Below are 22473 nucleotides of genomic sequence, written 5' to 3' on the forward strand. Positions count from 1 at the left end.
GCCGGGCCGGGAAGGCGGATACTCGGGCGCGGCGGGGGGCCTCTCGGCGGTAGCCTCGGGTCTGTGATTGACCTGCGAGCTCTTCGAGAGGATCCCGAGCGGCTGCGCGCGTCCCAGCGCGCCCGCGGCGAGGATGACACCGTCGTCGACACGCTGCTCGACCTGGACGAGCGGCGGCGAGCGGCGCTGTCGTCGTTCGAGCGGCTGCGCGCGGAGCAGAAGAGTTTCGGCAAGTCGGTGTCCAAGGCGCAGGGCGACGAGCGGCAGGCGCTGCTGGGCCGCGCCAAGGAGCTCGCCCAGCAGGTCAAGCAGGCCGAGGCGGACGCCGACCGGCTCGGCGGCGAACTCGACACGCTGATCAAGGGCGTCCCCAACCTCATCGAGGAGGGCGCCCCGCCCGGCGGCGAGCAGGACTACATCGTCCTCGAGCACATCGGCGAACCGCCCGCGTTCGACTTCGAGCCCAAGGACCACCTGGAACTCGGCGAGAGCCTCGGCGCCATCGACATGGAACGCGGCGCCAAGGTGTCCGGCGCCCGGTTCTTCTACCTGACCGGGGTCGGCGCGCGGCTGCAGCTCGCGCTCCTCAACCTCGCCATGGAGCAGGCGGTCGAGAGCGGCTTCACGCCGATGTACCCGCCGGTGCTGGTCAAGCCGGAGGCGATGGAGGGCACCGGGTTCCTCGGGGCGCACGCCGCCGAGGTCTACCAGCTCCCGGCCGACGACCTCTACCTGGTGGGGACGTCCGAGGTACCGCTCGCCGCGTACCACATGAACGAGATCATCTCCGCCCTGCCGCGGCGGTACGTGGCCTGGTCGTCCTGCTTCCGGCGGGAGGCCGGCTCGTACGGCAAGGACACCCGCGGGATCATCCGGGTGCACCAGTTCGACAAGGTCGAGATGTTCTCCTACTGCGACCCCGCCGACTCCCACACCGAGCACCTGCGGCTCCTGGAGTGGGAGAAGGAGATGCTGGCCAAGGTCGAGCTGCCGTACCGGATCATCGACGTGGCGGCCGGCGACCTGGGCGCCAGCGCGGCCCGCAAGTTCGACTGCGAGGCGTGGGTGCCGACGCAGAACGCCTACCGCGAGGTGACCTCGACGTCCAACTGCACCGAGTTCCAGGCCCGCCGCCTGGCCGTGCGGTACCGGGACGACGCCGGGAAGAACCAGCCCGTCGCCACGCTCAACGGCACCCTGGCCACCACCCGCTGGATCGTCGCCATCCTGGAGAACCACCAGCAGGCCGACGGCTCCGTCCGCGTCCCGAAGGCCCTGCAGAAGTACCTGGGCCAGGAGGTCCTGGAGCCGGTCAAGCGCTGACCGCGCACGGAACCCCCGGGGCCGCCGAGGACGGCCCCGGGGATCTCTGTGGCGGACGGGGATGAGACATCGCCTATGGTGTGTTCCAGCCGCCGTCGTACCCCGCCGACCCTGCCGGCGGGGCGGGGGAGGACCCGGGTGCGGCCGGACTGGAAGGTGACATGTCTGACTTCACGCCACGCCCGGCGAACGCTGATTCGGACACGCCCCGCCCTTCGCACGACCACACACCCCTGGCCGACACCAAGCCGACGGTCCCGTACACGCTGCCGGGCTTCACGCCCCGCCTGGTCGCCACCGACCTCGACGGGACGATCGTGCGCTCGGACGGCACCGTCTCGTCCCGGACCGTCGACGCCCTGGCCCGCGTCGAACGCGCCGGCGCCGCCGTCGTCATGGTCACCGGACGTCCCCCGCGCTGGATGCGCGAGATCGCCACCGCGGTCGGCCACCGGGGCGTGGCCATCTGCGCCAACGGCGCCGTGCTCTACGACCTGCACACCGAGCGGGTGCTGAACTCCCACATGATCGAACCGGACGTGATCGCGCAGGTCGTGGAGCGGCTCCGCGGCGCCCTGCCCGAGCTGCGCTTCGCCGTCGAGTACCCCAGCGGGTTCGTGTTCGAGGCCCGCTACAACCTCGGCCGCTGGGACGCCGAGGCGCTCGGCGGCCGTCCCGTCGACGACGAGACCCTCGTCAGCCAGGGCGGCACCAAACTGCTGGCCTTCCACCCCGGCGCCGACCCCGACTCGCTCGCCCAGGAGGCCGTCAAGGCCGTCGGCGACCTGGTCACGGTCACGCACTCGTCCGGGCGCGGGCTGCTGGAGATGAGCGCCCAGGGCATCACCAAGGCCAGCGCGCTGGCCGAGTTCTGCAACGGGCAGGGCATCACCTCGGCCGAGGTCGTCGCGTTCGGCGACATGCCCAACGACCTGCCGATGCTCACCTGGGCGGGCACCTCGTACGGCGTCGCCAACGCCCACCCGGACGTCCTGGCCACCGTCACGTACAGGACGGCGAGCAACAACGACGACGGCGTCGCCCAAGTCCTGGAAGCCTTCTTCCCCGCCTGAAAGGCGAAACGCCCGCACCCGGCCCGTGGAACGGACCGGACACGGACGCCGCGGGGTTACAGGTAGGGGCCGGAAGAGTGGCGGCGGCTGCCCGGCTGCTCGTCGTCGGCCGCCGGCGGAACCATGCCGGCCGGCAGGGCGCGGCGCATCTGCTCCAGCTGCGCCCGCGCCGCCATCTGCTGCGCGAACAGCGTGGTCTGGATGCCGTGGAACAGCCCCTCCAGCCAGCCCACCAGCTGCGCCTGGGCGATCCGCAGCTCCGCCTCGCTGGGCACCTGGCCCTCGATGAACGGCAGCGAGAGCCGCTCCAGCTCGTCGATCAGCTCCGGCGCGAGACCGTCCTCCAGCTCCTTGATCGACGACTGGTGGATCTCCCGCAGCCGGGCCCGGGACGCCTCGTCCAGCGGCGCCGCCTTCACCTCGTCGAGCAGCTGCCGGATCATGCTGCCGATCCGCATCACCTTGGCGGGCTGCTCGACCATGTCGGTGACCGACTTCTCGCCGGAGCCGCCGTCCCCGCCGCCCTCGATCGCGATCCCGTTCGGGCCGACCACGAGGATCTGCGGTTCCTGCTCCGACTCGTTCTTCGACGGCTCGTTCATCATGTCTCGGGTCTCCCGTCTCACACGCTCAGCAGAATCTTGCCGATGTGGCCACTGTCCTCCAGAACCCGGTGCGCCAACGCCGCCTCCGCCATGGGCAGCGTGCGGTCGATCACCGGCCGCACCTTCCCGGCCGCCAGCAGCGGCCAGACGTGCTCGCGCACGGACGCCACGATCGCGGCCTTCTCGTCCGCCGGGCGGGCCCGCAGCGAGGTCGCGTGCACCGCGGCGCGCTTGCGCAGCAGCGCGTTCAGATCGAGCTCCGCCCGCGTGCCGCCCTGGAGGCCGATCACCATGAGCCGCCCGCCGGTCGCCAGGGACCGCACGTTCCGGTCCAGGTACTTGGCGCCCATGTTGTCCAGGACGACGTCGTACGGGCCGCTCTCGACGAAGTCCTCCTCGCGGTAGTTGATCGCCGCGTCCGCACCCAGCTCCCGGCAGGCGGCCGCCTTCTCCGCGCTGCCCACCGTGCACAGCACCCGCGCACCGTGCGCCTTCGCCAGCTGGATCGCCATCGTCCCGATGCCACTGCCGCCACCGTGCACGAGGAAAGTCTCGCCCGCCTCCAGGCCGGCCAGCGTGAAGACGTTCGACCACACCGTGCACACCACCTCGGGCAGCCCGGCAGCCTCGACCAGGCCGACGCCGTCCGGGACGGGGAGCAACTGCTCCGCGGGCACCGCCACCCGTTCGGCATACCCGCCGCCGGACAGCAGCGCGCACACCTCGTCACCGACCCGCCATCCGGTCACGCCCTCGCCGAGCGCGGCGATCCTGCCGGAAACCTCCAGGCCAGGGTACGGGGACGCCCCGGGCGGGGGGTCGTACACGCCGATCCGCTGCATGACGTCCGCCCGGTTGACCGCGCTCGCCGCGACGTCCAGCAGAACCTCGCCCGGCGCGGGCTCAGGGTCGGGCACCTCGGTCCACTCCAGGACCTCCGGGCCGCCCGGCTCACGAATAACGATCGCATGCATAACGGTCACGCTACCGGGCCGTGGTGCGGGAGTACGCCCCGGTTGAGTCCCCTCTGCCCTGGGCGTACGGGGGTGCGTGGCCCCAGCGGCGGGATGCGTGGTATTGGTGCACAGGTATCCTGCCGATGGGCCAATGCCTACCCGCTCCTGAACCGAACTTTAGAGGCGTGGCCGAGGGGAGAGACGGTGGCAAGGAACGATCACGACGGACGTTCCCTGGAGGAGCGTCTGGCGTCTCTGGACGCGATGAGCAGCGAGGCCACCGGGCCGTCCGCTGTCCCGCCCGCGCCCGCCGCCGAACCCCCGTCACCGCCCGCGGAGCAACCCGGTGACGCCGAGCCGCCGAAGGCCGCCACCGCCGGCCCCGAGGCCGCCCCGAAGGACAACGCCCCCGACACGGGCGATCCCTCCCCCGCCGCCGGTACGCCCTTCCCCGGCCTGCCCGGGGGGCCGCCCTCGGGCGAGCAGGACGCCAACCCGTGGACGCCCGCTCCGCCACCGCCCTTCCAGGAGGGCAACACCCCTCCACCCGGCCAGGAAGCCTTCCCACCACCCCCAGAGGCCGGCTTCCCGCCCCCGCCAGAGGGCGGCTTCCCTCCGCCGAACCCACCGTCGCCCCCGCCCGCTTCGCCGGCCGAAGCACCCGGGGGCCCGATGCCGCCCGGCTTCCCGCCCGCGTACAACGACTTCAGCCCCCCGCCGTACCCGGGCCCCCCGCCGTTCGAGCAGGTCCAGGGTCAGGGCGCCCCACCGCAGCCGTACGACGGCGGCCCGATGCCGCAGCCGTTCGACGGCGGCATGCTTCCCCCGCCGTACGCGCCGGGGTTCCAGCAGCCCGAACCGGGGCAGGGCTTCCAGCCCGACCCCGCCCAGGGCGGCCCGCAGCACCCGCCGTACCAGGGTGCCCAACCGCCGCAGCCCCCGTTCGGTGAGCCGCAGCCGCAGCCTCCCGCCTTCGAAGGCCCCCCGCAGCCGCCCTTCCAGGCCCCTCCGCCGCCCCCGGCCGAGGGCGGCGCGCAGCCGTTCGAGCAGCCCCACCCGCCGAACAACCCTCCGGGCGCCCCACCTCTGGACCAACTGCCCCCGTTCGGCCCGCCCGAGGCCCCGCCCGCGCCGCCGCAGCCCGCCGAGGGCTCACCGATGGGCTTCCCGCCCCCGCCGCCGCCCGGCTACGGCCCACCCCCGCACGGGTACGGCCCTCCGCCGCAGCCGATGCCCCCCGCGGAGGGTTACGTCCCCGGCCCGCCGCAGCAGCCTCCGGGCGCTTACCCCCAGGGGCCTCCGCAACAGGTCCCGGGCCAGATCCCGCCGGACCAAGGCCAGGGCTACCCGCCCCAACCGCAGACCGCCGAAAGCCTCAGCTCTGAGAACCTCCTCGGCGAACGCCGCATCGCGCCGTCGTCCGGTTGGCGCCGCGCCGTCTACAAGGCCACCGCAGGCAACGTCCACCCAGGCGAGTCCCAGGGCGAGCTGCGCCGCAAGGACCTGGTGGCCCGCGCCCGGCAGCAGGTCGGCGGCGGCCACCACCGCGTCGCCGTCATGTCCCTGAAGGGCGGCGTCGGCAAGACCACCACCACGACCGGTCTCGGCTCGATGCTGGCCTCGCTGCGCGGCGACCGCGTCATCGCGGTGGACGCCAACCCCGACCGCGGCACCCTGTCCGACAAGGTCAAGCTGGAGACGGCCGCGACCGTACGGGACCTGCTCAACAACCGCGACACGATCCACCGGTACGCCGACGTGCGCGCGTTCACGTCCCAGAACGGCGCCCGGCTGGAGGTCCTGGCCTCCGACCGCGACCCCGCCGTCAGCGAGGCGTTCAGCGCCGAGGACTACGCCGCGGTCGCCGTCATCCTGGAGCAGTACTACTCGATCTGCATCACCGACTGCGGCACCGGACTGCTGCACTCGGCGATGGCCGGCGTGCTGAGCCTGGCCGACCAGCTCGTCCTGGTCAGCTCCCCGTCGGTCGACGGCGCCCGTTCCGCCAGCGCCACCCTCGACTGGCTGGAGGCCCACGACCACGGCCACCTGGTGCGGAACGGCGTCGTGGTGCTGTCGATGGTCCGCAACCGCACCCGCAGCCAGGTCGACCTCGACAAGCTCCAGGCCCACTTCGAGAGCCGCTGCCGGGCCGTCGTGCGCGTCCCGTACGACGACCACCTGGAAGAGGGCGCCGAGGTGGAACTGGAGGCCCTGGCTCCACCGACCCGCGAGGCGTACCTGACCCTGGCCGCCGTGGTGGGCGACGGCCTGGACCAGCAGCGCGAGCATTAGAACCACCAGGTGCCGCGGAACGGTCTACAAGAACCGGCCGTTCCGCAGCACAATGGCGCCCATGCGACCACCCCACTGCTTCGTCTGCGGCCTGAGCCTGCGCGATATCGACGACGACCAGGACCTGTGGTCGGTCTTCACCCTCGTCACCTTCGAACTAACGCACGAAGAGAAGACCGCCCACCAGGCCCGTGACCGCAGCGGCTGGGTAGGCCACCCCGAGAACACCGAGTGGTTCTGCAACCAGCACGCCGCCCTGGCCCAGGAACGATCCCACCTGCACTGGCGAACGGCCCTGTCCGAGATCAGCGCCACCCACCGCCCCGACACCTGACTCCGGCCTTCGCAGAGCACAACGAGCTCCGCGCCAAGGGCGCCGGCGCCTACACGGCGGCCAGGACCGCGCTGGTGAACCCGCCCCCGGGCGAGCCCCCTCGAACATCTCCACCCTCCACCGACAATGACCAGGCGCGGTTCACCCGCGACAGTCCCAAGAATCGGCACACCGAACGTGGATTTCATCGAAATCGTCTTCGACCGGCCACTCCCGACGAACATCGACCGTGACGACGTCGAGGACGACCTCAACGAGGCCCTGCGAGGTCTCGGCGAGGTCACCGGCGCCGGAACCGGCCTCAACCGCTCGAACCTCGACGTCGACATCGATCCAGCGGCGAACCGATCCACCGTGCTCGCCCTCGTCTTCGGCGTCCTGGCCAAGCTGGAGGTCGGCGACGCCGCCAGAGTACGCCCGGGCGACCAAGAAACCTGGATACGCCCAACCGAATGGAAACCCTGACCCCGAGCGTTCAAAAGGCCACCTTCCATCACGGAAAGCGGCCTTCGAAGAGCCAGCCAGGACACAGAGTCGTTGAGGAGCACAACCCGAGCCACTCAGACGACTTTGATCTCGTCCGCGACGATCCAGCAAACATTGCTGGTGCCCGTTGTCTCCCCGCTGACCCGCACCTTTCTCAAGACATCGACCTGCGAGCCGCCATCGGCACGAATAACGAAGAATCGCCGACCTCGATGGTGAATCCCACCGCTTCCCCACGCCGTGCCGCGGTGAGCGGTCGGCGATCCCTGGTGGCCTACCGCGACCAGATCGGCACCGGCAACTGTCCTCCATGACCGGGCTGTACGGCTACGCCGCCCGCCGCCACGTCATCTCCGCCACCCTGGCCGACTACGTTGGCCGCCCCACAACGGCACCACCCGGTCGAGCCGAGCCGCGTCGTGGGCAAGGTGGGCTTCCACCGCGGCCAGAGGGGGCCGGGCCGGTCGCGTACGTCGAGTTCCGGTCCGGGAACGGCGGGATAAGGCAGGAGCGGCGGGTGTTCTCACGCGTCATCTCGTCGATCCGGGGGCAGTCTGGAAGCGGGGCCTTCCCCGTGGATGGCGGCAAGCCCGGAAGCACTACGGGAGAAAGGGGGGTCATGCGTTTCATCACCGACTGGATCGGTGGTCTGCCCGGCCCTCTGATCTACCTGATCGTCGCCGCGCTGGTCTTCGCCGAGGACTCCCTGTTCTTTGGATTCGTCCTGCCCGCCGAGACTTCCGTCGTCGTCGCGGGATTTCTCGCCCACCAGGGCAGGGTCGATGTCACCCTGCTGGCGGTGGTCGTGGTGGCCGCCGCCATCGTCGGGGACAGCGTGGGCTATGAGGTGGGGCGTCGCCTCGGGCCGAGCATTCTGGACGCCGCGCTCTTGCGCCGCCACGCCGACCGCGTCCAAGCGGCCCGGGAGCTGATACGGCGGCGCGGTCCAGTGGCGGTGTTCCTGGGGCGGTTCGTGGCCTTCTTCCGAGCGGTCATGCCCGCACTGGCCGGCCTCTCGCACATGCCCTATCGCCGTTTCCTGCCGTTCAACGCGCTGGGCGGGCTGCTCTGGGGGGTGGCGTTCACCCTCCTGGGCTACTTCGCCGGCGCCACCTACACGCGGGTCGAGAGCCTGGTCGGCCACGGCGTCGACATCGCGGTGGCCATCGTGGTTCTCGCGCTCCTGACCATCTGGGCCCTACGCCACCACCGTCGCCGCGCTTGCACACGACGAGGCAGACCGGACTGAGGCAACGAGGCCCATCGACGAGCAGGGAAACACCTGCACGTTACGCCGGGCGCTCGATGCCGTCGGCGTCCAAGAAGAACCGCAGGCTGGTCACCGCGTGCCTCTTCACCCCCGAGGGACGTCAACGCGCTGCCGTGCCCAGTACACGGCGAGATTGACCTTCTTCTCCAGATCCGCATCCATCCGGCTCAGGCCCACATCGACCTGGGCAACCCGGAACTGTCCCTGGCCGCGATCGCCGCCGTCCACCACATCTCCCTGCGGTCCCTGCACCGGCTCTTCGCCGACCAGTGCACCACCGTCACGGCGTGGATCCGCGCCATCGCTGTACCCATCCGGGCAGCTTCAGTGGTGCGCAGCCGGAGGGATCCGAACCCCCAACCTTCTGGTCCGTAGATTCCCAGATCAACGACCCCGTTCAGATCAGTCCGCACGCTGGTCCGCCGACCTTAGACCCGTCCGGATCAGTCCGCCGCGATTCAAGATCGTTTGTTCGCGTGGCTCCCAACGCGACTACCAGAGCCGGGAGACCACCGCTTGGATCAAGCCCCTGACCAGTCGATCCGCTGGCCTGCTTGTTACTCCTTCTTACCGAGCGGGCGTTCGTGCGGATACGGGTCTCGCCCATGAGGAAGACGGCGAGGGTCACTGACTCCGAGAGTGGCAAAGTTCCGTCGCGCCTCGGTGAGGGTGACATGGTTGGGGCCGCCCTGGTACTCGTCGGCGTTGTGGTCATCCTGGCCAACGTCCTCCCAGCAGCACACGGGACAGATCTCGTACCATCCCCGCCGTTCAAGCGTGAGGAAGCCACAACAAGGGCATGCGTAGGGCTCACCACGTGGCGGCCGGGACACATTGTCGACCATGGCTCGCATGCTAACCGTGCGTGAGACCTCAACCGTCAGGCCGCATCTTTATCAGTTCGACCCGCTCCGAGGTCATCATCTGGCGCGGCCGTGCTGCTGAGCGCTGATCACCTTCGTTCGTGTCTGCTGGTGTTGCCGTCACTGCTTCGCATGTAGACGCGCGGTGCGCAGCCCCATGACGCGCTTGGGCGTGCGGCGTAGCCGCTTTTCGGCCCCTGACGGGCCCGTGGCTCCTAAGGCGCATTCAAAAGGCCACTCTCCATCATGGAGAGTGGCCTTTGATGTGATGCGCAGCCGGAGGGATTCGAACCCCCAACCTTCTGATCCGTAGTCAGATGCTCTATCCATTGAGCTACGGCTGCTGGGCCTTGGTCGTGCCATGGCTTGATGCCGGACGGGAGTCTAGCAGCTTCCCGCGTTCGGCAACGTCCACCAGTGTAGGGCACCGGAGGGGGTGCCCGGGCCCGCGGAGGGCGGCGGAACGATCACGGCCGTGGCGAGCCAGGCAGCGGAGCACACCCTGTGAGGGGCTCCGGAGGTAGGCTGCCGGTGAGGCGGGTTCGGACTTTGCTGGTTGGGCTGCGGACCGGTAACCTGTCGTGAGCCTGATGGCTTCTGGAGGATTCGCCTAGTCCGGTCTATGGCGCCGCACTGCTAATGCGGTTTGGGTTTACCGCCCATCCGGGGTTCAAATCCCCGATCCTCCGCCACTACCAGCGCCCCCGCCGAGTGAGATGATCTCGGCGGGGGCGTTTTCGGTGTCTGGTGTGGCCATGGTGTGGCCATCGCGTCGCAGCGGCACCACGGCGGCCACCGCCTCGGCCCTGGCCACCTCAGGCAGGACCGAGGTGTAGGTGTCCGCGGTGAACGAGGACCGGGAGTGACCGAGCGTTGCGCTGATCACCTTCATGTCGACCTTGCCGAGCAGGCTCAGCGTCGCCGCGCCGTGGCGCAGGTCGTGGAACCTGATCGGCAGGAGCGGGCCGCCGTAGATCGTGACCGCGCTATCTGCTCAACGGGCCACCCCTCATCGAGGTGGCGCCGTCGGATCGTGTTGTAACGCTCGATCAGGACGTCGAAGCGCTGCGAGATCCACTCGGGGCGCAAGGCCGAACCGTTGACCGCCACGGTGCATGGGGCTCGGTACGGCGGGCGTCGGCCTGGACGCTCAGGGCGTAAATGGGACGGTCGTTGCCGGGCGCGGTGCCGAGGTAGAGGTGGCCGGTCAGATGGCACCAGGCCGGGGAGCGGCCGGACTAGGGCTGATCTTGTCCCCACCTGCCCCCGTGTCCGGGGCAGGTCACGTACTCCTGAACAGCCGGTCCAGATGCACGTCGATCGCGGCGAGCGCGTCCTGGGGCTCGATCACGTCGAGTTCGATCAGTGAGGTGAAGCCGGTGAGGGCGAGGAGCAGGTTGGTCTCGGTCGCCGGGTCGCGGCCGGAGTCGATGTGCCCGTCGGCGATCGCCTGGCGGACCAACTGCTCGACGAGGGCCCGCCCTTGGACGAGGCCGCGGCGCGCCTGCTCGCGCACGGCCTCGTCGTGCAGCGCCTCCAGGACGTAGGCGGCGCTCATCCGGCTGGTCGCGCGGGCGTCGGCATGCAGGGGGAGCATTTCCGCGAGCGTCAGTCGCAGCACGTCACGGGGGTGCGGACGGTCACCGAGCTTTTCGAGCCCCTGGTGTACGCGCACCGAGGTCTGCTCGGACGCGAAGTCCATGGCGAAGGAGAGCATGGCGGTCCGGGAGGCGAAGTAGTGCTGCAGCTGCCCGAGTGACATGCCCGCTTCCTGCGCCACCACGCGCATCGTCAGCTGTGTGACGCCGCGCTGCTCCACCACCCGCCACAGTGCGCGGGCGATCGCTTCGCGGCGTCCGCGGTGATCCACCTGTTTCGGCATCGCCGGCCCCTCCCTCGTCCTCCGGGACTTTTCCAATACAGTTGACATAATACACCTGACCCATAATCCTGGGGTCCACTCGAGGGAAGGAATCGTCATGTCCGAACAGCCAAGGGTGCGGACCACGGAAGGCGTGGTGCAGGGCCGCCGGCGGCAGGGGCACGCGGTGTTCCGCGGCATCCCCTACGCCCAGCCCCCGGTCGGAGCGCTCCGCTTCGCCGCGCCCGCGCCGCCGCACCGCTGGGAGGGGACGAGGCAGGCGGTCGAGTTCGGCCCCGTGGTGCCGCTGTCCCTGCCGATCGACGTGCCCCCGCAGGGCACCGACTGGCTGACGCTCAACGTCGGCACTCCGGATCCCGGCGCGGCGGGACTGCCGGTGCTGGTGTGGATCCCCGTGGGCGGCTACCTCTCGGCGGCGTCGAGCGACCCGATGTACGACCCGGCAGCGCTGGCCGAGGCGGGAGTCGTCGTGGTGACCATCAACTGCCGCGTGGGCGCGGAGGGATTCGCGTTCCTCGACGACGTGCCGCCCAACCGCGGATTCCTCGACCAGATCGCGGCGCTGGAGTGGGTGCAGCGCAACATCGCCGCCTTCGGAGGCGACCCCGGCCGGGTCACCGTGGGCGGAGTGTCCGCCGGGGCGGGCTCGGTCGCCGCCCTGCTGACGATGAAGTCCGCGCGCGGCCTGTTCCGGCGGGCCATCGCCCATTCGGTGCCGGGGCTGCACAGCACCCCCGCGCTGGCACGGCAGGTCACCGCCGCGTTCGCGGACCGGCTCGGCGCGGCGGCCCCCACCGCCGAGGCCCTGCGCGACATCGACCCATGGCACCTGGCCGCCGAGCTCACCTCCTTCAACGCCGGCCTCCACGCGCACCGGGAGAGCTGGGGACGCCTCACGGAGACCGGCACCGCGCTGTGCCCTGTCGTCGACGGCGAGGTCCTCCCGGAAACGCCCTGGCCCGCGCTGACCGGCGCGCGCGCGAGCGGGACCGAACTGCTCGTCGGCCACACCCGGGACGAATTCCGGTACTTCAGCGTCATGAGCGGACGGCACGGCACCTTCACCGAGGAGGACGCCCACGCAGCCCTGGACCTGCACGCCCCGCAGCCGGACGGCGCGCGGGCCTACCGTGCCGCGTTCCCGCAGGCAGGCCCGGAGGAGCTGGTGGAGACGGTGTACTCCGACGCCCTCTTCCGCATGCCGTCACAGAAGCTGGCCGAGGCGAACGCCGCAGCCGGCGGCACCTCGTACCTGTTCGAACTGTGCTGGGTCGCCCCGGCCCTCGGCGGCATCCTGGGCGCCTGCCACAGCCTCGACGTGCCCCTGGCGTTCGGCACGCTGGACAGCCCCGTCGGCACCCAGCTCATCGGCGAGGAGCCCACTCCCGAGGCCGTCGCGCTCTCCCGCGAACTCCAGGAGGCATGGGTCCGCTTCGTCACCACCGGCGACGCGGGTTGGTCCGCCCACCGGCCCGGCGGGCACCTCACCCGCGTCCTGGACACCGAGTCGAAGACTCTGCCCTACCCCGAACAGGCATCCCGCCAGATCTGGGAAGGCCACTCCCCCGCCCCCTTCGATCTCTCGTAATTGTCCGGGTCGGCTCCTACGACTACGACGCCGCCACTCACCTGCCCATCAGGGACAGCGCGAATTGGCGTACAGCCAGGCAACACCCGGCCCGCTTGGCATCAGATCCCACCCGAGGGTGACGGACGACATCAAGAGCCGAGAGAGCCCCGGCCTCGGATGATCCCGGCCAGGGCCCGGATGGGCTCGCTCTGCGCCTCCCTCCGCCACACCAGCGCGTACGGCAGCGGCTCCAGATCGGTGACCGGCAGGTAGGCGATGTCCGGCCGTGCCCAGTAGCGGATGACGTGGGCGGGGAAGAGCACCACGAGCCCGTCCATGTTTATGGATCGGGATGACATATTGAACCTCTACGTGGTGACCAACCTGCCGTTGCCGGAGGCGGCGCTGCCCAAGGCGATCGATCCGTGGGCGCGAGTAGCTCGGACGAGCCGCCTTTCTGAGCGGATGGTCGGCGGTGGCCTCGACGCGGCGAAGCCCTTGTGATGCTTGCCGACCGGGGTCAGGACGCGCCCCTCAGTACGCCTCGAAGTGTGACTCATCACCGAGTTGGTCGAGCTGGTACGAGGGGTTATGGCGGAGCCTGCGCTCACAAAGGGAGTGAACATTGGGCTGATCGCGGCGCTGTCCGTGCAGATCACTGCACAGGTTCCCCGAGAACGATGAGTTGGCGAACACACTCTCCTGCCGCTGATCGGCACCATCGTCACGACTGGGTTGGCGTGCCCCTCTTACTGTCACATCGGGCGCGCTCCGACCGACTGACAGTAGAACGACTCGCACGGAGAGTGATCACGTATCTGAGCCCTCCGGGCACGGCCGAGGCTGTCGGAAGGCTCTGTGGTGTGGCCATGGTGTGGCCAAACTGCATGGGAGGGCTTTGGATCTTGATGGATGGGGTGGCCGCGTGTCCGGTTTTGAGTGGACTTTGTGGTACGCGGCCACCCCCAGTGGACGGGTCAGGGCGCTCTGCCAATGCGGTTTGGGTTTACCGCCCATCCGGGGTTCAAATCCCCGATCCTCCGCCACCTGACCAGGGACTTCGTCCAAGATCTCAATCTCGGACGGAGTCCCTGTCGCGTTCCAGACGTCCGCTGTCCCGCGCCTGGTGTGGACGGGACGTCGGCGGAGTGCGCTTGTCTCGCCACCAGTCCAGCAGAACCGAGATGGTCGCCTCGCCCAGCGCCGCGATGCGCTCGCCGGCCTCGGATTTGGTGTCGTCGTACTCGTCGTCCCGGCTCCTGGAAACAGGACTCGTCTCGCGGGCGGTCAGCGTGCCCGCACGCTACAGATCGGTGTCCGCCCAGGCCGGCCCCGCGGCCTCGGCGCGACGCAGCCCACGGAAGGCGACCAGAGGGAAGAGGGCATACAGCTGTTCATCCACGATGAAGTCGAGGGGCTCCCGTCTGGGCGGGGTCCAGACCATCACCGGGCCTGGCACCTTCCCAGTTTCCTGCGTCGCTCGACGCGTTCGATCGTCCAGACGAGCGGCTTCACCCACCTTCCCCTGATGCGAGGTGGGAGATGGATCTCGTCTGTTTTGCGGCGTGGGGGCTCTGCGACCTTCGGCGCTCTCGTCGAGTACGCCCGAACCTCAAGGAGGCGCCGGATCAGTTCACTGGGTTTGTCGCCCTCGACTCCGTACGCCTCGAGGACGGGAACGCCCATGGCGCCGACCGAGAGGGATAGCCGCTTATGGCACGCGGGTGCTACCACCACCGTGGTCGACGTCAGATATGAGCACGCTCCTCGACCCGAGCAGACGGAGCTTAGGAAGGCGCAAGGCCAAGCGGCTGTCATCAACCGCCGGCCACGCCTCCCGTGATGGCGATCAGAACCTGAGCCAATGCGGATTGCGATGCATCCGTCAGGATGGTTCGGCTCCAGTCCATGAGCTGCTGCACGCGGCTCTGCGGAAGGTCGTCGCTTTCCGCTGCCTCTTCCATCTGCGTCGCGACATGCGCGAGTTCGGCCTGCTTGGCCTCGGGCAGCCCCAGAACCGGGGCGGCTTCGCGCAACGCTTGAGCGAGCAGCGCCAGATCGGTACCGCTCATTCCCTCGACGCGCTGGTTCTGCTGGACATCGCCGTTACCTTGCGCCAGCTGGAGGTTTCCCACCTGCTGGTGGAAATGAGTGGTGAAGCTCGAACGCGGCTTCTTGTCCTCGAAGTACTCGGACACATGGCCTCCATGGTCGTCGACGCAGTCGATTCCAGCCGCGGTGAGCCTGTAAGGGTCCTTGCCTATCAATTCCTGTTCGATGAGGTAGGCACAAGCGTCCACGACTTCCCCAATGGTAAAGTACTCGCCCTCGTAGGTGCTCCACGGACTGCTGAATATGGTCTGGATCTCCGGCTCACAGTGCACGTCCGTCGATACCTCATCGAGCCACCGCAGGACGCCTTGCCGGGCCGTCGCCCTCCGTGCCGGACGGTCACGCCTGCGCTCAGCACGCTCGGCCACGTCACGCAAGCCCTCGTCGGTGAGCTGGAGACTGTGGTCCAAATAGGAACCCAGAACCTTGTGAAGTGTGACCAGCCCTGAGGAACCGAGGGTCGAAAGAACATGTGGAAGCCATTCGGGAGCCGCCCCCTCGTCAACGTCTGCGGGGAGGTCGAGGTGGGCCAAGAAGAACCGCACTTCGGGGAATACATTGGGTTTCTCCAGTCTCATGTCGCTCAACCAGTCGAGAACCTGAATACACCGGAACCCAAGCAAAGTGTTCGGGGCGGGAAGGAGGCGCATTTTGCCGTTCACCCCCAACCCGTAGAACTGTTTCCCGGGGGACGTAGGCCGCGGTGAAGGCCGAAAACCAGGCTGCCGCGTGTGCTGAGACTGAGTCGCGCCTGCTCCCGAACGAAATCGGAGCCGGTGCCACAGCTGCCGATCCATCCATGCGCGAGAAGCATCGTGAACGCGGTGGTGTTCAGGTGGCGCGGGACCTCACCCTTGCCGAGGCGGTAGCGGCTGCCGCCAGGCACCCCCTCCCCTCCAGCGAAGATCCTCTCGAAGTGCGGGCGGGCGAGGTAGACGCCCTTCAACATGTCGATCGAATCCTGATTCAACCGGCTCGGTTCGCAGAACTTGAAGAAGGACGGCTGCGCGTGCAGCCGGATGTCGGCCACCGCATCGCCGGGCGGACACTCGTCATCGATCGCACGCAGGCGAGTCAATTGCTGATCGAGTGCGTTCTCGCCTGGGTAGTAGAAGTGCCTGCCGTCTTTGACAAGGCGTTTGTACTGCACCAGTACAAAGCAGGCATGAAGTTCGTTGTAATAGAGCAGGTCGACGCCGTCGACCTCTTCAGGCAGCCGCTTTGTCATGTTGCAGACGACGAGTTCCTGCTCATCGGGCCCGCTGAAGCGGCGGACACCATGACTGACGTCACCGATCCCTGGCCAGTCCGCGAAATGAAGCCAGTCATGGTTGACGTTGTTGTCTCCCGGCATGGCCTTGACGAACGGTTCGCTCTCGTGAAGGAGACCGGCACCGCGGACGGCCCCCCGGTCGCCCAGGACGGCATCCAACAGCGTCGCGGTGGCGTCCTTCTCGAAGGATCGGACCGCGGCAGCGGCCTCACTCAAGTCCGGAACCGCCAGTCCAGGGGCGAACTTTCCCATGAGGACGCCTACGGACTCGTCCAGGCTCTCCAGTACGGCGAGCAGGCGCCTGGATCGCGCATCGGTCGGTGGTCCGTCGTTGATGGCGTCCCGATATCGATCGCCCAGCATGCCGCGGATCTGGGAGACCGGGATCGGGCGCCGCAAAGTATCGAACTGCTCTACCCGAATCCTTCGGGTGTAATCGCTCGCCATCTTGGACGGGGTCATGATGCCGAGGCCGACGACTCTGGACTCATCGTCCACATCGGTCTTGAAGACGCCGAGATAGCGGCGATCGCGCTTCCAGGTCAGTCCGGCGGTGTCGGCGATCGTGAACGTGGGCCGCTCGATGAACGTGCGATGCAGAACAAGGTTTTCACGCATCTCGTCTGTCATCCGGATCACCGCGACCGAGATGCCGTCGTACCTGTTGAGCGCCTCACCGGAGGCGGGGATGAGCATTCCCATGACGGTCAGCCTGCCTGCGCGTGTGCTGGCACGTCGGTGGTTCGGACAACGTTCAGGACGTCCATAATGGGTGTTACCTCCCCTTCGGTGAAGAAGTCTTCGGGGCCGCCGGGGCGTTATGTGGTGAAGGGGCGTTCGTCAAGTGGCCCGATGTCGACGATACCGTTCCTGGCAAGGTAGCCGATCAGGAGCCGGTTGGAAGAAGGGGAGTCGCGACGCCGACACGTTTTTGCCCCGTCCCTTCGAGGGTGGCAGGTCGCGGAGCGACGCCGTCAGCATTCCCCCTGGCGGGGGATGACGGGCGCTGTACGTCCGCGCGGTGGTTTCGGCCGCCGGGTCATACCCCAGCGCCACATGTGGTGGCCGCCCGTCCGGTGACTCTACGCATCCAGCCGCCCGGAATGGTATCGCTAATGCGGTTTGGGGTAACCGACCATCCATGGGTGCGTGCGGGCGGCCGCCTTTCTTGGTTCGATTCCTACTCGGCATCGCCGGTGACGGCCTCGGTAGAACTCGTGGCAGTGTTCTCGCCCTTCTTGCCCGCCTCGAGGGCGGCGGGGCGGCGTCGTTGAAGCTCATCGCGTTCCGCGGCCGGGATCGTCATGGACTCGGCGAGCACGGCGGCGAGCGCGTCCACGTGCGCGTTGTCGATGTCGGCGTGGAAGATCAACCGGATGTTCTCATCGGCCGTGATGATATCGATCGCCGAGCGCCCGTTCGCGTCCTGTGCGGGCGCTCGGACGTAGCGCACTCGGTCGATCGGGATGTCCTGACCGAGCTGGCCTTGCTTGCGGAATACGTTGGTCCTGGCCGTGATGATGCGGCGATCCGTGACGGCGACCAGGTTCTTGGCCGCCTTGTCGATCGCCGCCGCCACCTTGTCCTTGGCTGCCGCCGCCTTCTCCTTCGCTCCGCCGGAGGTCGCGCCGAAAGGACCGAGGGCATCGAGCTGGTCGGGGAAGCCGAGGACACGGAGGGTCTCACCGTCCTCGAGGAACCATCGCAGGATGCGAAGGTACGGATCGAGATCCAGCGATGCGGGTGCGCAGACGACGTCCGGAGACTCGAGCGGAGGGACCGGTGGGTGGAGAGCGTCGGCAAGGGGCTGGATCGCCTTGAGAAGCTGGGTGCAGGTCAGGCGGGCGGCCTTCGAGTCCCTCCGGTTCCGGGCCAGCGGCATCGTGGCGCGGTCGGGCAGCTCGGCGATGATGCGCAGCTCCCGCGTCAGCGAGTGGACGAGACTCGTCATCTCGGCCAGGGCGGAGTCGTGCTCCGCGCGGGTGTCGCGTGCGATGACCTCGACGAGCCGTGCCTCGTCGGGGTCTTCGCGTCCGGCGGCGCTCACCTTCGCTGCGCGGAGCACCTGATACTTGGTCCGCGCTTCGAGGGAGGCCCGGAGGGCGTGGGCGTCGAAGACGATGGCGGCGGCGTTGGTCTCGAGATACTCACGGCGGCCATGCGGGGCACACTGTCTGATCTTCTGGATGTGCCCGCTGATGTTCCGTTGGTACTGGTCACGCACCGTACGCAACTCCGCTTTCTTGGTCGCGACGGTGTCCCACACGTGCTGGGTGACCGCTCTGACCTCCTGTGCCTCGCGGAATGCGTCATCGACGGTTTCGACGAGCCCCGTCAGCGTGGCCCACTGGGCGTGGTTCATGGTCGTGAGTACCTGGCTCGTCAGCGCGATGTTTGTCCTGACAAGGCCCGTGACCTCACTCAGCTGCATCTGCAGGGCGACCATGGCCAGCGCCGGTCCTATCGCGGCCAGGTTCTTCGCCGCGTTCACCTTGGACACGGGGATGAAGCGAGCCTGGGCGGTGAGCTTGCCGTTGACGAATATCGCTCCGAGGTTCGCTCCGTCCTTGGCGGCGAGCGTTCCGCCGGCGTTCAGTAGGGTCCGTGTCGCGTCGGTGATCCTGTAGAGCCCCTCCACGCCGGCGAACGCGTTCGCGAGGTTGCCGCCCACGGTCGCCGCGTTTCCGATCGAGGCGAGCAATGTGGAGATCTGCTCGCGGTCGGCGACCGACACGAACCCAAGGTCGATCGGCTCGAGCTTGAGTTCCTCCGGGACATCGCCGGAGGCGGCGACGACTCCCGGGAGAATTTCCGCCAGGACCGTCGATACCGTTGCCGAGTCGGGCGCGGTAGTGCTCTGGCCGTTCTCCTCAGGATCGGAGATCTTCTTCGAGTCCGAAGGGCCCTGCATGGTTTCTCCTTGTCGGTCGGCCGGCTCCATCACGAAGTCCTCCCGCCCGGGTGGCGCGACGTTGTCATTCTGGCCGGACGGGCAGCCGGTGCACGTGGCACCGCCCCTGAGGCAGTTCCTTGGCGGCACGGTGGATCACGTGCTCGTGGTGGGTGAAGACGATGACCTGGAACCGGTCCGCCACGCCGTCCAGGACGCGCAGCGCCGCCTCCGTGCGCTGTTCGTCGAAGGTCATGAAGATGTCGTCGACGGCGATCGGGAGGGCGTTTCCGGCCGCGGCATGGCGTTCGAGAGTGGCCAGCCGCAGCGCGAGGTAGAGCTGGTCGCTGGTGCCCTCGCTGAGGGCGGCGGGCGCCAGCGTTCCCGTGGACGACTTGGCGCGGATGCTCGGGGGCTCCTCGTCGGACATCTCAAGCCCGGCGAAGCGGCCGCGGGTCAGCTGGGTGAACATCGCGGAGGCCTGCGCCAGGACGGGTTCCTGGTCGCTGCTCCGGTACTCCTCCATGCAGGCATGGATGGCGATCTTGGCGGCCTCCAGGCGCAGGAACTCCTCGGCGTTCTCGGCGAGTTCGGCACAGATCTGGGCGATGTCGGCCTCGGCGCGGGCAGCGTCGGCGCCCCCGTCAAGGCCGTCGAGCACCTGCCGCCGAGCCAGGCGCTGTTCGAGGCAGGTGGCTCTGGCCGCCTCCAGCTCCTCGAGCTGACGGTCGAGCTCGGTCAGCTCGTCGACGAGTTCCTCAGTGGACGTCTTCTCCGCCTGCTCGCGGAGGAGGGCCAGTTCCTGCCCTGCCGGAAGGGTTCGCCGGATGTTCGCGAGAGCGGTGGACGCCTCCCTGAGGGCGGTGCCGCGCTGCGCGGCGGCCTCCAGTTCGGTGATCGAGGACAGGCCGAGGCGTGCGGAGAAGTCCTGCAAGCGGCTTTCCAGTCCGCTCAGTTCGGCCTCCGCGTCGCCGACCCGTTTGACGAGGTCGGCTTTGTGTTCGAGCAGGTCCTTGCGCCGCTGCGCGCCGTCCCGTTGCTCCTGGAGTTCCCGCGCCACCGCTTCGATGGCCTGGTGCCAGCCGGTGGTGGACGCCGGGACGCTCCGCCCGCAGGCGCTGAGCGTGTCCTCCAGCAGGTTCCCGAACTCGGAGATCCGCTGCTCGCCTTGGCGGAGCTTGCGCTCCAACGCCTCCGCCGCGTCGACGTCCGCCGCCACATGGGACAGGCTTTCCAGGTCGGCGAGGGCGGCGTCGAAGTCGCGGTCGGCGGCAAGGCCCGCGCCGCTCAGGAACCGTTGCCATTGCCCGTCGTGGACGGCCAAGGCCCTTTCGGCTTCGGCCTTCGCGGATTCCGCCTCGTCAAGGTCGGTTTCCGCGCCTGCCAGGTCGCGCTGTACGGCTGCTCTGTCCTGGGTGATCTGCTCATGTTCGTGAAGGCGTCCGCGTGCCGTCTCCACCATCTCCGCGAACATCGCGGACGTCTCGGCCGTACCGGGACCGGCCGGCGAGTCCTCACCGAGGCGCAGCAGGTGCTGGAGCCTGGCCGTGTGGGCGTTGAGGCGTTCACGCCGGCCTTCCAGTTCGATGCGGACGTCCTGGAGGTCCTGCGCGTCGGCCTGGAGCCGGTCGAAGTCGTCCAGGACCTTCGACGCCTGTTCGATGGCGGGTGCCGGGGCCGGGTACCCCTCCCACAGCGTCTCCCAGCGCCGCTGCTCCAGCGCCTGCTCGGCGAGCACGTCGTCCACGGCCTTCTGATGGCCGGGCACGGCGGCCTCCAGGTCGGTGATCTCGCGCGCGAGGTCGGCCCGCTTGTTGACGCTCTCCGCATGCCGCAGCATCAGGTCGGCGGTGTCGTCGGCTCGCCGGACGGCCTCTCTGAGCGAGTCCATGGCGCTCGGACCATCGGGGAGTCCCGCGATGAGGTCGTCACGCTCGGCGCGCCGCGCGTGGAGCTCGTCGTGTGTCGGCGGCGCGTCGTCGGTCACGAGCCGATCGAGGTCGCGCCGGCACTTCGCCAGTCGCCGTTGCGCGCCGTCGAGTTCTCCGGCGCGATCGCGCAGACGCTGCCCGAGGTCGCGGAGGGCCCGCTCGGCTCCGGTGACCTGCTCTCGGTCGGGGAGCCGGAGGTCCAGGACGCCGTCAGGGCGCAGTTCGGGCAGTTCGAGCCGATTGCGTGCCTGGCGGAACCGGCGGTCCAGCTTCTTCTCGGTGGCCTCGGTGTCGGCCAGCTTCCCCGCCAGGTCAGGGGGGACCGACGCGTACGCGTTCTGCAACCGCGAGATGTCCTCGCCGGCCGGGAGGGCGCTGAGCTCTTTGTGGAGTCGCTCGTGTTTGTCCCGGCATCGCTGCACCGCGTCCCGCGCGTGATCGAGGTCGTCGCGGAGCGTCCGGCCCCGGTCCCGGAGCTCCTGCCCCTCCCCGCGCAGGGCTTCCGGGATCCGGTAGAGCTCTTCGTCGGCCAGGGTCGCGTGCCCGTGAACGGTACGCAGCCGCGATTCGGCGTGGACGCGCTTGCCGGCGATCTCGTCGGACGCCGAGTTCCGCCGGTCCAGCTCGTCGAGGATCGCCGTGGTGTCTCTGGCCAGCCGTTCGATCGCGGCGGCATGCGGGAGGAGGGAGCCGTCCTGCCCTGTTTCGGAGAGTTGCCGCTCGGCTCGCTCGAGGAGTTCGGCGTTCGTCGAGCGCACCCCCCTGTGCCGGCTTCGCTGGTTGAGCAGCTCGGGGAGTTGCTCGCGGATGTCGTCGAGGGCCACCGGCCCTTGGGCGCTGATCTCCTCGACCTGCTGTTCGAGATCGCGGCACTGGGTCAGCGCGGGCAGGTTCTCCCGGAGTCGGTGCTTGGCGTCCCGTCGCCGCTTCGCGTCCCGCAACTCGGCCTCGGTCTCGGCGAGGCGCCGCACCGCTTCGGCGGCGGACTGTTCGGCGTCCCGGTACTGCTCGGGGTGAAGGGTCGCCTCGCGGGACCTCTTCCGGACGCCCGCCAGCCGGTCCAGCGAGGCATTGATCGCGGGCTTCTTCCCCTGCCTCAGGAACAGCGCGCGTTGACGGGCCTCGATCTTGTCGAGGACGGCGTTGAGGCGCATGCCCGACCGTGCGGCGGCAAGCAGTTGGGCCATGTCGCCCTGGCCTGAGGCGAGCAGTTTCCCGCCCTCGCGGAGTTCTTCGCTGTTGAGAGCGAACTCGGTGGTGAAGGTCTTGCGGTCGACGCCGCCGAGGAAGGGGGCGAGTGCCTCGTCACCGAGCGGGTCTCCGTCGCCGTCCACGAGGTCGTCCCTGCGCTTCTTGCGGCGGACGATCTCCAGGGCCACCCCGTCGGCGGCCGAGAGCCGGGCACCCAGCCGCGTCCGGTTCCCGTGCCGGAAGGCGTACCGGGAGTTGTGGGGGATGCCGTACAGGAGCTGATCGAGAGCGCTCAGTGCCGTGGACTTGCCGGCTTCGTTGGGGCCGTGGACCAGATGGACGCCGGGCTTGCCCAGACCGTTCAGGCTGTGGCCGTCGAAGGCGCCGTAGGCGATGAGGTCGAGACGTTCGATGCGCAT

21 protein-coding genes and 2 tRNA genes are annotated in these 22473 nt (G+C 69.0%); 10 read left to right on the plus strand and 13 right to left on the minus strand.

Annotated elements, in window-relative coordinates; genetic code table 11:
- Nucleotides 1–63: 63 nt before the first annotated feature.
- Both serS and ACZ466_RS21070 read left to right on the plus strand, forming a co-directional pair.
- On the plus strand, nucleotides 64–1323 hold the full coding sequence (gene serS / locus ACZ466_RS21065; protein ID WP_378284525.1) for a serine--tRNA ligase: 1260 nt from the start codon (nucleotides 64–66) through the stop codon (nucleotides 1321–1323).
- Nucleotides 1324–1484: 161 nt separating this feature from the next.
- Entirely contained in the window at nucleotides 1485–2396 is a 912-nt protein-coding gene (locus ACZ466_RS21070) for an HAD family hydrolase (RefSeq protein WP_378284524.1), read from the plus strand.
- A gap of 56 nt (nucleotides 2397–2452) precedes the next feature.
- Here ACZ466_RS21070 and ACZ466_RS21075 read toward each other — a convergent pair whose 3' ends face one another.
- Together ACZ466_RS21075 and ACZ466_RS21080 are read right to left on the minus strand one after the other, a co-directional pair.
- Nucleotides 2453–2998, minus strand: a complete 546-nt coding sequence (locus tag ACZ466_RS21075; protein ID WP_378284576.1) for a bacterial proteasome activator family protein — start codon at nucleotides 2996–2998, stop codon at nucleotides 2453–2455.
- Between the two features lie 20 nt (nucleotides 2999–3018).
- Nucleotides 3019–3975 (minus strand): NAD(P)H-quinone oxidoreductase, encoded by a 957-nt coding sequence (locus tag ACZ466_RS21080; RefSeq protein WP_378284523.1) that lies wholly within the window; start codon nucleotides 3973–3975, stop codon nucleotides 3019–3021.
- 186 nt (nucleotides 3976–4161) lie between these two features.
- Between ACZ466_RS21080 and ACZ466_RS21085 the strand changes: the two genes are divergently transcribed.
- The 5 genes from ACZ466_RS21085 to ACZ466_RS21105 all read left to right on the plus strand — a co-directional run bounded on the left by ACZ466_RS21085 (nucleotide 4162) and on the right by ACZ466_RS21105 (nucleotide 8321).
- Nucleotides 4162–6252, plus strand: coding sequence for a nucleotide-binding protein (locus ACZ466_RS21085; protein ID WP_378284522.1), 2091 nt, complete (start codon nucleotides 4162–4164; stop codon nucleotides 6250–6252).
- Between the two features lie 61 nt (nucleotides 6253–6313).
- Nucleotides 6314–6586 carry a hypothetical protein gene (locus ACZ466_RS21090; protein WP_378284521.1) on the plus strand — a complete coding sequence of 91 codons (273 nt, stop codon included), beginning with the start codon at nucleotides 6314–6316 and terminating at the stop codon, nucleotides 6584–6586.
- A gap of 177 nt (nucleotides 6587–6763) precedes the next feature.
- Nucleotides 6764–7051 carry a hypothetical protein gene (locus ACZ466_RS21095; RefSeq protein ID WP_464043910.1) on the plus strand — a complete coding sequence of 96 codons (288 nt, stop codon included), beginning with the start codon at nucleotides 6764–6766 and terminating at the stop codon, nucleotides 7049–7051.
- Entirely contained in the window at nucleotides 7039–7386 is a 348-nt protein-coding gene (locus ACZ466_RS21100; RefSeq protein ID WP_378284519.1) for a hypothetical protein, read from the plus strand. Before ACZ466_RS21095 ends, ACZ466_RS21100 begins: the two co-directional genes overlap by 13 nt.
- A 305-nt stretch (nucleotides 7387–7691) precedes the next feature.
- Nucleotides 7692–8321, plus strand: a complete 630-nt coding sequence (locus tag ACZ466_RS21105) for a DedA family protein (RefSeq protein WP_378284518.1) — start codon at nucleotides 7692–7694, stop codon at nucleotides 8319–8321.
- 105 nt (nucleotides 8322–8426) lie between these two features.
- Here ACZ466_RS21105 and ACZ466_RS21110 read toward each other — a convergent pair whose 3' ends face one another.
- From ACZ466_RS21110 to ACZ466_RS21120, 3 genes are all read right to left on the minus strand, one after another.
- A complete protein-coding gene (locus ACZ466_RS21110) occupies nucleotides 8427–8570 on the minus strand; it encodes a hypothetical protein (RefSeq protein ID WP_378284516.1) in 144 nt (47 codons plus the stop codon).
- 329 nt (nucleotides 8571–8899) lie between these two features.
- Complete coding sequence (locus ACZ466_RS21115; RefSeq protein ID WP_464043911.1) at nucleotides 8900–9196, minus strand: CPCC family cysteine-rich protein; 297 nt, start codon at nucleotides 9194–9196, stop codon at nucleotides 8900–8902.
- A 280-nt stretch (nucleotides 9197–9476) separates the two neighbouring features.
- A tRNA-Arg gene (locus ACZ466_RS21120) sits at nucleotides 9477–9549 on the minus strand.
- Between the two features lie 255 nt (nucleotides 9550–9804).
- Between ACZ466_RS21120 and ACZ466_RS21125 the strand changes: the two genes are divergently transcribed.
- Nucleotides 9805–9897, plus strand: a tRNA-Ser gene (locus ACZ466_RS21125).
- On the opposite strand, the gene ACZ466_RS21130 is transcribed toward ACZ466_RS21125, so the two are convergent.
- Nucleotides 9876–10181, minus strand: coding sequence for a tyrosine-type recombinase/integrase (locus tag ACZ466_RS21130; RefSeq protein ID WP_464044019.1), 306 nt, complete (start codon nucleotides 10179–10181; stop codon nucleotides 9876–9878). The genes ACZ466_RS21125 and ACZ466_RS21130 overlap by 22 nt on opposite strands.
- 306 nt (nucleotides 10182–10487) lie before the next feature.
- Nucleotides 10488–11087, minus strand: a complete 600-nt coding sequence (locus tag ACZ466_RS21135; protein WP_378284513.1) for a TetR/AcrR family transcriptional regulator — start codon at nucleotides 11085–11087, stop codon at nucleotides 10488–10490.
- 97 nt (nucleotides 11088–11184) lie between these two features.
- On the opposite strand from ACZ466_RS21135, the gene ACZ466_RS21140 reads away from it, so the two are divergent.
- Nucleotides 11185–12675: a carboxylesterase/lipase family protein gene (locus ACZ466_RS21140; protein ID WP_378284512.1), complete on the plus strand. Its 1491-nt coding sequence runs from the start codon at nucleotides 11185–11187 to the stop codon at nucleotides 12673–12675.
- A 131-nt stretch (nucleotides 12676–12806) separates the two neighbouring features.
- Here ACZ466_RS21140 and ACZ466_RS21145 read toward each other — a convergent pair whose 3' ends face one another.
- Nucleotides 12807–12995 (minus strand): hypothetical protein, encoded by a 189-nt coding sequence (locus ACZ466_RS21145; RefSeq protein WP_378284511.1) that lies wholly within the window; start codon nucleotides 12993–12995, stop codon nucleotides 12807–12809.
- Between the two features lie 22 nt (nucleotides 12996–13017).
- Here ACZ466_RS21145 and ACZ466_RS21150 point away from each other — a divergent pair, with 22 nt between their 5' ends.
- Complete coding sequence (locus ACZ466_RS21150) at nucleotides 13018–13161, plus strand: hypothetical protein (protein WP_378284510.1); 144 nt, start codon at nucleotides 13018–13020, stop codon at nucleotides 13159–13161.
- Nucleotides 13162–13960: 799 nt separating this feature from the next.
- Here the strand turns inward: ACZ466_RS21150 and ACZ466_RS21155 are convergent.
- The 5 genes from ACZ466_RS21155 to ACZ466_RS21175 all read right to left on the minus strand — a co-directional run bounded on the left by ACZ466_RS21155 (nucleotide 13961) and on the right by ACZ466_RS21175 (nucleotide 22473).
- Entirely contained in the window at nucleotides 13961–14104 is a 144-nt protein-coding gene (locus ACZ466_RS21155; protein WP_464043912.1) for a hypothetical protein, read from the minus strand.
- A 370-nt stretch (nucleotides 14105–14474) separates the two neighbouring features.
- Nucleotides 14475–15431 carry a hypothetical protein gene (locus tag ACZ466_RS21160; protein ID WP_378284509.1) on the minus strand — a complete coding sequence of 319 codons (957 nt, stop codon included), beginning with the start codon at nucleotides 15429–15431 and terminating at the stop codon, nucleotides 14475–14477.
- Entirely contained in the window at nucleotides 15428–16744 is a 1317-nt protein-coding gene (locus ACZ466_RS21165) for a hypothetical protein (RefSeq protein WP_378284508.1), read from the minus strand. The genes ACZ466_RS21160 and ACZ466_RS21165 overlap by 4 nt, the downstream gene beginning before the upstream one ends.
- A gap of 478 nt (nucleotides 16745–17222) precedes the next feature.
- On the minus strand, nucleotides 17223–18983 hold the full coding sequence (locus ACZ466_RS21170; protein ID WP_378284507.1) for a hypothetical protein: 1761 nt from the start codon (nucleotides 18981–18983) through the stop codon (nucleotides 17223–17225).
- Between the two features lie 34 nt (nucleotides 18984–19017).
- Nucleotides 19018–22473 (minus strand): AAA family ATPase, encoded by a 3456-nt coding sequence (locus ACZ466_RS21175; protein WP_378284506.1) that lies wholly within the window; start codon nucleotides 22471–22473, stop codon nucleotides 19018–19020.

The organism is Actinomadura rugatobispora, assembly GCF_055379765.1.